The following is an 11,011-nucleotide window of genomic DNA, read 5'->3' on the forward strand; positions in this document are numbered from 1 at the left end:
GATGTTGCCGCGATCAGATCGCGAACGACTCGAGCGTCAGCGTGTCGTCTTCCACTCTCAGCTGCCAGCCCTGGCCGGGGCGCCAGTCACCCAGCACATAGCGTGTGGCCGGCTCGCCGTCGACGCTGAGATCGTGCACTGCCGGGCGATGGGTGTGGCCGTGAATCATGATCTTCACGTCGTGACGCTGCATGAGCTCGACGACGGCCTCGGGGGTGACATCCATGATGTCTTCGGCCTTGTTGGTATTGGCCTCGCCGGACTGTTCCCGCAACTTGCCGGCCAGCGCCAGCCGCTCCTCGACCGGCATCGCCAGAATCTGTGCCTGCCAGGCCGGGTTGCGGGCCTGTTGGCGAAAGGCCATATAGGCTTCGTCGCGAGTGCACAGACTGTCGCCGTGCAGCAATACAACGCGTTGACCGGCCAATTCGACCACCGCGGGATCTTCCAGCAGAGCGCAGCCGCTGTCGGCGGCAAACGCTTCGCCGATCAGGAAATCCCGGTTGCCATGCATGAACGCCAGGCGGGTGCCCGACGCCGAGCAGGCTTTGAGTTCGGCGATGATCTGCTGCTCGAAATCGCCACGATAATCATCGCCGATCCAGGCCTCGAACAGGTCGCCGAGGATGGTTAGCGATGACGCCTCTCGCGCCGGACCGCGTAGATAGTCGATGAAACCCTTGGCGATATCCGGCTGCGAAGGATGAAGATGGAGATCGGCGATCAGCAGTTGCATACGGCGATTCATTCCTGTCGGTGGTCGGCTGGCGTCAGATGAGCGGTCAGGATTTGACTTCGGCGCGTTCGATGACGACGTCATCCGCAGGAACATCGCTGTGCATGCCGCGACGCCCGGTGGCGACCTGGCGGATATTGTCGACCACGTCCATGCCATCGACGACCCGACCGAAAACGCAGTAACCCCAACCTTGCACGCTCTTGTCGCGGTGGTTGAGGAAATCGTTGTCACCCACGTTGATGAAGAACTGGGCGCTGGCGGAGTGCGGATCCTGCGTCCGGGCCATGGCCACCGTGCCTTTCTGGTTGGTCAGGCCGTTATCGGCTTCGTTGTCGATCGTGGCCCGAGTGGGCTTCTGCTCGAAGTCCGTATCGAAGCCGCCACCCTGAACCATGAAGCCATCGATCACGCGATGGAACAGCGTGCCGTCGTAGTGGCCTTCCTTGACGTACTGTTCGAAGTTGGCAGCGGTCTTGGGAGCCTTGTCGAAATCGAGTTCGAGCGTGATGGCGCCGTGATTGGTATGCAAAACGATCATCGAAAATCCTGAGCGATTCGAGCGAGGGAAAGGTGGCGGCCGGCTTGCCGCCGGCTGCGCGCGTCACGCTATAATAGCGGTTTTGGGGCGGCGGGAGAAACCGCTGTCCGCGCGTGTTAACCTGCCGTTAAAAGGGTGGCGCCTAAAGGGCGCACCGTTGGCTGAACATTCGAATTAAAGAGGTTGCCTGCATTCCATGAGCGTCGAAAGCCACACGAACGCCAAGCGCGACGACGGCGGTGCCGAAAGCCATAACGCCGGTGCAGAGAACCAGCACGAGGCGCCGAACTTCCTGCGTAACCAGATTCGAAGCGAGATCGAATCGGGGCAGGCCACCACGATCGTGACTCGCTTTCCGCCGGAGCCCAACGGGTACCTGCACATTGGTCATGCCAAGTCGATCTGGGTCAATTTCGGTCTGGCGGAGCAATTCGGTGGCCGCTGCCACCTGCGTTTCGACGACACCAACCCGGCCAAGGAAGAGCAGGCGTATATCGATGCCATCCAGGAAGACATTCACTGGCTCGGCTACCAGTGGAGCGGGGCGGTGCGTTTCGCTTCCGACTACTTCGATCAGCTCTACGCTTGGGCTCAGCATCTGGTTCGTGAAGGCAAGGCCTACGTCGATGATCTGTCGCCGGACGAGATCCGCGAGTATCGCGGCACGCTGACCGAGCCGGGTCGGCCCAGCCCCTATCGCGATCGCGGCGTCGACGAGAACCTCGATCTGCTCGAACGCATGCGGCTGGGCGAATTTGGCGAAGGGACCAAGGTGCTGCGCGCCAGGATCGATATGGCGGCGCCCAACATCAATCTGCGCGACCCGATTCTCTATCGTATTCGTCATGCCGAGCACCATCAGACCGGTGACGCCTGGAAGATCTATCCTTCCTATGACTTCACCCACGGCCAGTCCGATGCCATCGAAGGCATCACGCATTCATTGTGCACACTTGAGTTCGAGGATCACCGTCCGCTGTACGAATGGTTCCTGGCCCAGCTGCCGGTGCCGGCCAAGCCTCGCCAGACCGAATTCGCGCGGATGAACGTCAACTATACGGTGACCTCCAAGCGCAAGCTCAAGCTGCTGGTCGATCAGAACGTGGTCGACGGATGGGACGATCCGCGCATGCCGACGATCTCCGGACTGCGTCGCCGGGGTTACACGCCGGCGTCGCTACGCAAGTTCTGCGACATGACCGGCGTCAGCCGGGCCGCGAACGTGGTCGATATCGCGATGCTGCATTTCGCCATCCGCTCGGATCTCGAGGACAACGCCCCGCGAGCGATGTGCGTGCTCAATCCGCTGAAAGTGGTGTTGACCAATGTGACGGCGGATCATCACGAAGTCTTTGAAGTGCCGGGGCATCCGGCGCGCGAGGACATGGGCACCCGCCGGATGCCGCTGACCCGGGAAATCTGGATCGATCGCGACGATTTCATGGAGGAGCCGCCGAAGAAGTTCTTCCGTCTGGCGCCGGGCAAGGAAGTTCGCCTGCGCAACGGTTATGTCATCCGCTGCGATGAGGTGGTCAAGGGCGAGGATGGGGACATCGAGACCCTCTACTGCAGCGTCGACTTCGATACGCTGGGCAAGAACCCGGAAGGGCGCAAGGTCAAGGGCGTCATTCACTGGGTCAGCGCCGAATACGGTGTGCCAGTGGAAGTGCGGCTCTATGACAACCTGTTCCTGGACGAAGCGCCGGATCGCGACAAGGACGCCGATTTCCTCGAGCACCTCAATCCCGAATCCCTGGTGACCGTGGAAGGCATCGCCGAACCCTCTTTGGCAGACGCCGAGCCCGAGGCACGCTACCAGTTCGAGCGCGTGGGCTACTTCTGTGCCGATCGCCACGCCTGTCGTGATGGCAGGCTGGTATTCAACCGCACGGTGGGGCTCAAGGATAGCTGGGCCAAGATTCAGAAGAAGCAGGGCTGAGGTAACGAGAGCATGAGCGCGCTGGAAATCTACAACACGCTGACGCGGCGCAAGTCGACGCTGGAACCGATCGAGCCCGGCAAGGTGCGGATGTACGTCTGCGGGATGACGGTCTACGACTACTGCCATCTGGGGCACGCCCGCGTCATGGTGGCGTTCGACGTGATCACACGCTGGCTGCGTCAGACGGGACTGGACGTGACCTATGTTCGCAATATCACCGATATCGACGACAAGATCCTCAAGCGCGCCGAGGATAATGGCGAATCGATCTCGGCGCTGACCGAGCGCATGATTGCGGCCATGCACGAAGACGAGGCGCGCCTGGGCGTGTTGCGCCCGGATGCGGAGCCACGGGCTACCGGGCATATCGAGGAGATCGTGGCGATGATCGAGCGCCTGATCGACAGCGGCTATGCCTACGCTGCGGCCAACGGCGACGTCTACTACCGTGTCCGCCGGTTTGCCGGCTACGGCAAGCTCAACAATCGTAACCTCGACGACATGCGAGCGGGCGCTCGTGTCGACGTCGACGAGCACAAGGAAGATCCGCTCGACTTTGTGCTATGGAAAGCCGCCAAGCCGGGGGAGGCCAGCTGGTCGTCACCCTGGGGCGAAGGGCGCCCCGGCTGGCACATCGAGTGCTCGGCGATGTCGACCTGCTGTCTCGGCGACACCTTCGACATTCATGGTGGCGGGCCGGATCTGACCTTTCCCCACCACGAAAACGAGATCGCCCAGAGCGAGGCGGCGACCGGCAAGCCCTACGTCAACGTCTGGATGCACGCCGGTGCGGTGCGCGTGAATCACGAGAAGATGTCCAAATCGCTGGGTAATTTCTTCACCATTCGTGAAGTGCTGGAGGTTCACGATCCGGAGGTGGTGCGCTACCTGCTGGTCGCGAGCCACTATCGCAGCCCGATCAACTATGCGCCGGAGTCGCTGAGCGAGGCGCGCAAGTCGCTGGAGCGCTTCTACCACGCACTCGACGGCGTCGAGCTGGTTCACGGTGATGTCGAGGGCATCTACGCCGAACGTTTCTCGGCGGCGATGAGCGATGATTTCAATACACCGGAAGCGCTGTCGGTGCTCTTCGATCTGGCGCGCGAGATCAATCGGCTACGCGATGTCGAACCCAGGCACGCCGGCGCGCTGGGGCAGGAGTTGAAGCGTCTGGCGAGCGTGCTGGGTCTTCTCGAACGCGAGCCGGCCGAATTTCTCAAGGCCGGTGCCGGCGCGCTTCCGTTGAGCGCGGACGAGATCGAAGCACAGATAGCGGCGAGAGCGGCTGCCAAGAGCGGCCGCGATTTCGCGGAAGCCGATCGGATTCGCGACGAGCTGGCGGCGCTGGGCATCGTGCTCAAGGATTCCCGCGAGGGGACTCGCTGGAGTTTCGAGTCTCCCCCGGCCTGAACGACACGGGAAGCTTGTGAACCGACGAACCCCGCCAATCGGCGGGGTTCGTCGTTTTGACACGTATTGGGCTGGAGTCACTTCCCGGCCAGGCGGGCGATGATGGCGTCGACCATTGCGGCAGAATGCGCGGCCGCCTTTTCCAGAAACGCCTCGAACGAGAGTTCGGAGTGCTTGCCGGCGATATCGGAAAGCGCGCGGATGACCACGAACGGGCAGTCGAAAATGTGGCAGGTCTGGGCGATAGCGGCCGCTTCCATCTCGACGGCAAGCATCTGCGGGAAGTGCGCGCGGGCGGCATCGACACGTGCCGGGTCCGCCATGAAGCTGTCGCCGGTGCAGATCAGCCCCTCGTGGACGCGTAGATCGCCAAGTCCTTCGATGCAGGCGCGGGCGGTCTCGATCAGGCCGGGATCGGCGGCAAAGCCTGCCGGCATGCCGGGGACCTGCCCCATGTCGTAGCCGAAAGCCGTAACGTCGACGTCGTGATGGCGGACTTCGCTGGAGATGACCACGTCGCCGACTTCCATGGCGGCGCCGAAGCCGCCGGCAGAACCGGTATTGATGATGGCGTCCGGGCGATAGTGGGTCATCAATTGCGTCGTGCCGACCGCGGCATTGACCTTGCCGATTCCCGATTGCAGCAGCACGATTCGAAGCCCATGGCGCTCCCCGCAGTGAAAGGTGCCGCCGGGATGATGCTCGACGCGGGCGTCGGTCAGCTGGGACGCCAGCTGGGTCACTTCCTGCTCCATGGCGCCGATGATACCGAGAGTCTGCATGCGATAGTCCGTTAAAGAAGTCCGTTGGAAAAGTCTGCCGAGAGAGCCGGTTGAAAGAGCCCGCTGAAAGCGCTATCTGAAAGGGGAGCAAGGGGAGGCGAACGCCAGCGAACCCGTTCGGGCCCGCGGCGCTGTCCGACCCCTCGCTGCCAGACGCTAATGGGCGTCGTGAAGTTCGGCCGCCTGCAGCGTGTTCTGGAGTAGCGTGGCCACGGTCATCGGGCCGACGCCACCGGGCACGGGCGTGATCCAGCTGGCGCGCTCGGCGGCAGTGGCGAAGTCGACATCGCCGACGAGGGTTCCATCCTGCTGGCGATTGATGCCCACGTCGATCACGATGGCGCCGGGCTTGATCCAATTGCCGTCGATCAATCCCGGCTTGCCGGTGGCGACGACCAGCAGATCCGCCTGACGCACTTTCTGCTCCAACCCTTGGGTGAAGCGGTGACAGATCGTTGTGGTGCAGCCGGCCAGCAGCAGCTCCAGTGCCATGGGGCGGCCAACGATGTTGGACGCGCCGACGATGGTGGCATCGAGACCGCGCAGCGGAATCTGGCTTTGCTCCAGCAGCGTGATGATGCCCTTGGGCGTACACGGGCGTAGCAGCGGCAGTCGCTGCGCCAGGCGCCCCAGGTTATAGGGATGGAAACCGTCGACGTCCTTGTCCGGGCGAATGCGCTCGAGCAACGGGTTGGCGTCGAGATGTTCGGGTAAGGGCAGTTGCAGCAGGATGCCATCGACATTCCGATCGTCGTTCAGGCTATCGATCAGCGCTTCCAGTTCCGCCTGGGTCGTAGTGGTCTCGAGCCGATGGCTGTACGAGAGGATGCCGGCATTCTCGCAGGCGCGATGCTTGTGGCTGACGTAGACCTCGGAGGCGGGATCGTGACCTACCAGAATGACGGCCAGCCCCGGCTGACGCAGCCCCTGTTGGGTTCGATGCTCCACGTCGGCTTTTACCTGACTGCGGATAGCGCCGGCAATGCCCCTGCCATCGATCAACTGAGCGGTCATCGACTTTCCTTTCTGAGTCTGAAGGTGCTGACGGTGGCCAGCGAAAGAGGGCGATTTTCTCATGCCCAGCGACGTAGTCAACGCGCCGTGAATGCCAACGACGATAGGGGCGGGTTTTCGGCACTCCAGTGGCGCCATGAATCCGTGTCGGGTTCACGTAAAGGCTTGACCTAGCAGAAATGATCCGTAGAATACGCAGCGCATCGAGGGGCTCGTAGAGTCATCGAGCGCGGTTTACGGCATGACGGGGTATAGCGCAGTCTGGTAGCGCGCCTGCTTTGGGAGCAGGATGTCGGGGGTTCGAATCCCTCTACCCCGACCACCATGTTCCGGTTACCGCGTCGATGGAAATGCAGCCGGTATTGGAATGCGCCTATAGCTCAATCGGATAGAGCAACGGCCTTCTAAGCCGTAGGTTGCAGGTTCGAGTCCTGCTGGGCGCGCCATTCCACCGGGATCGCGTGTTCCGGGTCGATGTCGCATCGGTATGGTGGGTGTAGCTCAGTGGTAGAGCCCCGGATTGTGGCTCCGGTGGTCGTGGGTTCGATCCCCATCATCCACCCCATTGCCGATCGCTGCTTCAGAAATGGTGGGTGTAGCTCAGTGGTAGAGCCCCGGATTGTGGCTCCGGTGGTCGTGGGTTCGATCCCCATCATCCACCCCATTTCTCGTTTGTCGCTGTTTTCACGCTTTCCGCTATTTTCACGTTCGTCGTCCACTGCTTAAGTCTCTTCGCCTTGGCTGTGACGTCCGTCGATAGTCATGCAGGTTGCCGAACGCCGGCGTCTGACGGCACTGAATGCTTGGTTCGGCATCGCCGATCGGGTGTTTTTCGTTTCCACATCGATTTTTACCGCCCCAGGCTTGTATTTCGCCCCCTTTAGCACCATTTATCCCGCTAGTCCGCTTGCCAGTGGGCATGGGGATTCATAAAATCCCTCCCTGTTTAAAAATGACAGCTTCGAAGTGACAGTCTTGAAGCGACAGTTTTTGAGTTGCAATCACAGAACGCCCCCGTCGGTAGAGGATCATCTATGCAAGTTTCCGTTGAGACGACATCCCAGATCGAACGTCGCATCACTGTTCAGGTTCCGGCAGCAGAGGTTGATGAAGCCGTTGCTACGCGCCTGCAAGACACCGCCAAGCGAGTTCGTCTGAATGGCTTTCGTCAAGGGAAGATCCCGATGGCGGTCGTGCGTCAGCGCTACGGTAAAGACGTGCGCAACGAAGTCGTCAGCGAGCTCATGCGCCAGCACTACGTACGGGCGATCACCGAGCAGAGCCTGAACCCGGCCGGCTACCCGTCGATCGAACCGACGGTCGATCAGACCGGCAAGGATCTGGAATTCGTCGCGACACTCGAGATCTACCCCGAGATCGAACTGAACAGCATCGAGGGTACGGCCATCGAGCGTCCGCAGGCGGACATTGCAGAAGCCGATATCGAAACCATGATCGAGACGCTGCGCGGCCAGCATGCGGCGTTTCAGCCGGTCGAGCGTGGCGCTGAAAATGGCGATCAGGTCAAGATCGACTTTCAGGGCTATCTCGGCGACGAGCCGTTCGAAGGCGGTTCGGCCGAGGGCCACGAGCTCGAGCTGGGTTCCAACCGGTTCATTCCGGGTTTCGAAGAGCAGCTGGTGGGTGCCAAGGCGGGTGAAGAAAAGCGCATCAGCGTGACTTTCCCCGACGACTACCAAGCCGAGCATCTGGCAGGGCAGGAAGCGACCTTCAAGGTGACCGTGCACGAAGTCTCCGCCAAGGCGCTACCGGAAGTCGATGCCGAGTTCATCAAGGAATTCGGTGTGGAAGACGGCGACCCCGACAAGTTCCGCGCCGAGGTCAAGAAGAACATGGAGCGCGAGGTCAAGCAGGCGGCCCAGAATCGCGTCAAGCAGCAGGCGCTGGACGCTCTGCAGCAGGCCAATGAGGTCACGGTGCCGCAGTCGCTGATCCAGCAGGAGACCGACGGGCTCAAGCGGCAGGCAGCGCAGCAGTTCGGCCTTGGCGAAGACTTCGATGTCAGCCAGCTGCCGAACGAGTTGTTTGCCGAGCAGGCCCAGACTCGCGTCAAGGTCGGGCTGCTGTTGGCCGAAGTCATCAAGCAGCACGAAATCGATGCCAGCGACGACGAGATCCGGGCGCGCGCCGAAGAGCTCGCGACTCAGTACCAGCAGCCCGAACAGGTCATCGAGCAGTACATGCAAAACGATGAGCTCAAGGGCCAGATCAAGTCAGCCGTGCTCGAAGACAAGGCCGTTGACAAGCTTCTCGAGCAAGCCCAGGTTAACGACGTCAGCATGAGCTACGAGCAAGTGCTGCAGGCCGCACAGCAATCCGAAGAAGCAGCCGAAGAAGACGAGGCTGAGGAAAGCGATTCCAAGGCATGATCGGTGCTTGGTAAGCGAAGCAACCCGGCGCAGGCCGGGTTGCGAGTCGATGGGCCTGACAATCACCAGATGTAAGGAAATCGCGATGCACAACGAGTTCGACATCCGTAATGCCGGTGGCCTGGTCCCGATGGTGGTGGAGCAGAGCGCGCGCGGTGAGCGGTCTTACGATATCTATTCGCGTCTGCTCAAAGAGCGCGTCATCTTTCTGGTCGGCCCAGTCGAAGACTACACGGCGAACCTGATCGTGGCGCAGCTGCTGTTCCTGGAGTCCGAAAATCCGGACAAGGATATTCATCTCTATATCAACTCGCCGGGTGGTTCGGTAACGGCGGGTATGTCCATCTATGACACGATGCAGTTCATCAAGCCGGATGTCTCCACCGTGTGTATCGGACAGGCGGCCAGCATGGGCGCGCTGTTGCTGACCGGTGGCGCCAAGGACAAGCGTTTCTGCCTGCCGAATTCGCGCATGATGATCCATCAGCCGCTTGGGGGTTATCAGGGACAGGCGACGGATATTGAAATTCATACCCGTGAGATCCTGACCATCCGCCACAAGCTGAATCGCATTCTGGCAGATCATACTGGACAGGATATCGACAAGATCGCTCAGGACACCGACCGTGACAACTTCATGGATGGAACTCAGGCCGTCGAATATGGCCTGATCGATGCCATGCTGGATAAGCGTCCGGTATCCTGATAGCGTTTGAGTCAAGGTTTCACACGACGGCGCGCGGCGCCGTCGTCCTGACGAGGTACACGAATGGCCGACGGTAAAGGCAAAGACGACAACGGCAAGCTGCTGTACTGCTCGTTCTGTGGCAAGAATCAGAACGAGGTTCGCAAGCTCATCGCGGGTCCGTCTGTCTACATCTGTGACGAGTGTGTCGATCTCTGCAACGACATCATTCGCGAGGAGGTCCTGGAAGCCGACGCCGAGAGCGATGAGGACCGTCTTCCCGTGCCGCGCGAGCTTCGCAACACGCTCGACGACTACGTCATTGGCCAGGATCGCGCCAAGATGGTGCTGTCGGTGGCGGTTTACAACCACTACAAGCGTCTGCGTGGCGGTGGCAAGAGCGACATCGAGCTGGGCAAATCCAACATTCTGCTGATCGGCCCGACGGGTAGCGGCAAGACCCTGTTGGCGGAGACCCTGGCACGCCTGTTGAATGTGCCGTTCACGATTGCCGATGCCACGACGCTGACGGAAGCCGGCTACGTGGGCGAGGATGTCGAGAACATCATTCAGAAGCTGCTGCAGAAATGCGACTACGACGTCGAAAAAGCACAGCGCGGAATCGTGTACATCGACGAGATCGACAAGATCTCACGCAAGTCGGACAACCCTTCCATCACGCGTGACGTTTCCGGTGAAGGTGTGCAGCAGGCGCTGCTCAAGTTGATCGAAGGCACCACGGCGTCCGTGCCCCCGCAGGGCGGACGCAAGCATCCGCAGCAGGAATTCCTGCAAGTGGATACGGGCAATATCCTGTTTATCGTCGGCGGCGCCTTTGCCGGACTGGACAAGGTGATTCGTGATCGTGCCGAGAAGGGTGGGATTGGCTTCAATGCGTCCGTCAAGAGCAAGGAAACCAACAAGGGCGTCGGCGATATTCTTGCCGGGGTCGAGCCCGAGGATCTGGTCAAGTTCGGTCTGATCCCCGAGTTCGTCGGTCGTCTTCCGGTGATCGCGACGTTGACCGAATTGACCGAGGACGCGCTGGTCGAGATTCTGACCGAGCCCAAGAACTCGCTGGTCAAGCAGTACGCGCACCTGTTCGAGATGGAAGGTGTCGATCTGGACTTCCGCGAGGAAGCCTTGCGGGCGGTTGCCCACAAGGCCATGGAGCGCAAGACCGGCGCGCGCGGGCTGCGTTCGATTCTGGAATCGGTGCTGCTCGAGACCATGTATGACGTGCCGTCGCTCGACGGCGTCAGTAAGGTCGTGATCGATGGCTCCGTGATTTCCGGTGACAGCAATCCTTTGCTGATCTATTCCAAGCAGGAAGAAGATTCCAAGCCGGAAGAGAGTCGAGTCGCCAACAAGGACGGATAAACGCGTTCGTCATGGCGTCTGCCTAGAAAGGGGGCCCGGTGGGCCCCCTTTCTTTGTCGCTCTTATGGATCCAGCTTTATGTGTCTTTCTTTTTTCTGGCTTGGATCCTCCATGATTTCGTTCTCTGGTGC

The 11,011-nt window shown here is 60.8% G+C and carries 9 protein-coding genes and 4 tRNA genes; 9 read left to right on the top strand and 4 right to left on the bottom strand.

What is annotated here, in order from left to right; all coding sequences use genetic code 11:
* Positions 1 to 13 precede the first annotated feature (13 nt).
* Both BTW08_RS08260 and BTW08_RS08265 read right to left on the bottom strand, forming a co-directional pair.
* Positions 14 to 736 (bottom strand): UDP-2,3-diacylglucosamine diphosphatase, encoded by a 723-nt coding sequence (locus tag BTW08_RS08260; RefSeq protein ID WP_075562042.1) that lies wholly within the window; start codon positions 734 to 736, stop codon positions 14 to 16.
* Between the two features lie 46 nt (positions 737 to 782).
* Positions 783 to 1,277, bottom strand: a complete 495-nt coding sequence (locus BTW08_RS08265; RefSeq protein WP_075562043.1) for a peptidylprolyl isomerase — start codon at positions 1,275 to 1,277, stop codon at positions 783 to 785.
* A gap of 196 nt (positions 1,278 to 1,473) precedes the next feature.
* Here BTW08_RS08265 and BTW08_RS08270 point away from each other — a divergent pair, with 196 nt between their 5' ends.
* Both BTW08_RS08270 and cysS read left to right on the top strand, forming a co-directional pair.
* Positions 1,474 to 3,216 carry a glutamine--tRNA ligase/YqeY domain fusion protein gene (locus tag BTW08_RS08270; protein WP_083627761.1) on the top strand — a complete coding sequence of 581 codons (1,743 nt, stop codon included), beginning with the start codon at positions 1,474 to 1,476 and terminating at the stop codon, positions 3,214 to 3,216.
* A gap of 21 nt (positions 3,217 to 3,237) precedes the next feature.
* On the top strand, positions 3,238 to 4,629 hold the full coding sequence (gene cysS / locus BTW08_RS08275) for a cysteine--tRNA ligase (RefSeq protein ID WP_210403224.1): 1,392 nt from the start codon (positions 3,238 to 3,240) through the stop codon (positions 4,627 to 4,629).
* A 77-nt stretch (positions 4,630 to 4,706) separates the two neighbouring features.
* Here the strand turns inward: cysS and mtnN are convergent, their stop codons facing one another.
* Together mtnN and folD are read right to left on the bottom strand one after the other, a co-directional pair.
* The gene (gene mtnN, locus BTW08_RS08280) at positions 4,707 to 5,411 is read right to left on the bottom strand and encodes a 5'-methylthioadenosine/S-adenosylhomocysteine nucleosidase (protein ID WP_075562045.1); all 705 of its coding nucleotides are present in this window, start codon (positions 5,409 to 5,411) and stop codon (positions 4,707 to 4,709) included.
* A gap of 156 nt (positions 5,412 to 5,567) precedes the next feature.
* Complete coding sequence (folD, locus tag BTW08_RS08285; RefSeq protein ID WP_075562046.1) at positions 5,568 to 6,425, bottom strand: bifunctional methylenetetrahydrofolate dehydrogenase/methenyltetrahydrofolate cyclohydrolase FolD; 858 nt, start codon at positions 6,423 to 6,425, stop codon at positions 5,568 to 5,570.
* Positions 6,426 to 6,670: 245 nt separating this feature from the next.
* Between folD and BTW08_RS08290 the strand changes: the two genes are divergently transcribed.
* From BTW08_RS08290 to clpX, 7 genes are all read left to right on the top strand, one after another.
* A tRNA-Pro gene (locus BTW08_RS08290) sits at positions 6,671 to 6,747 on the top strand.
* A 47-nt stretch (positions 6,748 to 6,794) separates the two neighbouring features.
* Positions 6,795 to 6,871, top strand: a tRNA-Arg gene (locus tag BTW08_RS08295).
* A gap of 44 nt (positions 6,872 to 6,915) precedes the next feature.
* Positions 6,916 to 6,990: transfer RNA gene (locus BTW08_RS08300), tRNA-His, on the top strand.
* 24 nt (positions 6,991 to 7,014) lie between these two features.
* Positions 7,015 to 7,089: transfer RNA gene (locus BTW08_RS08305), tRNA-His, on the top strand.
* Between the two features lie 370 nt (positions 7,090 to 7,459).
* Positions 7,460 to 8,815, top strand: a complete 1,356-nt coding sequence (tig, locus tag BTW08_RS08310) for a trigger factor (protein WP_075562047.1) — start codon at positions 7,460 to 7,462, stop codon at positions 8,813 to 8,815.
* Between the two features lie 85 nt (positions 8,816 to 8,900).
* Positions 8,901 to 9,521 (top strand): ATP-dependent Clp endopeptidase proteolytic subunit ClpP, encoded by a 621-nt coding sequence (clpP, locus tag BTW08_RS08315; RefSeq protein WP_075562048.1) that lies wholly within the window; start codon positions 8,901 to 8,903, stop codon positions 9,519 to 9,521.
* A 63-nt stretch (positions 9,522 to 9,584) separates the two neighbouring features.
* Positions 9,585 to 10,880, top strand: coding sequence for an ATP-dependent Clp protease ATP-binding subunit ClpX (clpX, locus tag BTW08_RS08320; protein WP_075562049.1), 1,296 nt, complete (start codon positions 9,585 to 9,587; stop codon positions 10,878 to 10,880).
* Positions 10,881 to 11,011: the final 131 nt, after the last annotated feature.

Source organism: Salinicola sp. MH3R3-1 (assembly GCF_001937155.1).
GTDB lineage: Bacteria > Pseudomonadota > Gammaproteobacteria > Pseudomonadales > Halomonadaceae > Salinicola > Salinicola halophyticus.

What these genes read in the sequence shown, in the direction of transcription:
- BTW08_RS08260 (WP_075562042.1), bottom strand. Translation starts at nt 736, where the DNA reads ATGCAACTGCTGATCGCCGATCTCCATCTTCATCCTTCGCAGCCGGAT.
- BTW08_RS08265 (WP_075562043.1), bottom strand. Translation starts at nt 1,277, where the DNA reads ATGATCGTTTTGCATACCAATCACGGCGCCATCACGCTCGAACTCGAT.
- BTW08_RS08270 (WP_083627761.1), top strand. Translation starts at nt 1,474, where the DNA reads ATGAGCGTCGAAAGCCACACGAACGCCAAGCGCGACGACGGCGGTGCC.
- mtnN (WP_075562045.1), bottom strand. Translation starts at nt 5,411, where the DNA reads ATGCAGACTCTCGGTATCATCGGCGCCATGGAGCAGGAAGTGACCCAG.
- folD (WP_075562046.1), bottom strand. Translation starts at nt 6,425, where the DNA reads ATGACCGCTCAGTTGATCGATGGCAGGGGCATTGCCGGCGCTATCCGC.
- tig (WP_075562047.1), top strand. Translation starts at nt 7,460, where the DNA reads ATGCAAGTTTCCGTTGAGACGACATCCCAGATCGAACGTCGCATCACT.
- clpP (WP_075562048.1), top strand. Translation starts at nt 8,901, where the DNA reads ATGCACAACGAGTTCGACATCCGTAATGCCGGTGGCCTGGTCCCGATG.
- clpX (WP_075562049.1), top strand. Translation starts at nt 9,585, where the DNA reads ATGGCCGACGGTAAAGGCAAAGACGACAACGGCAAGCTGCTGTACTGC.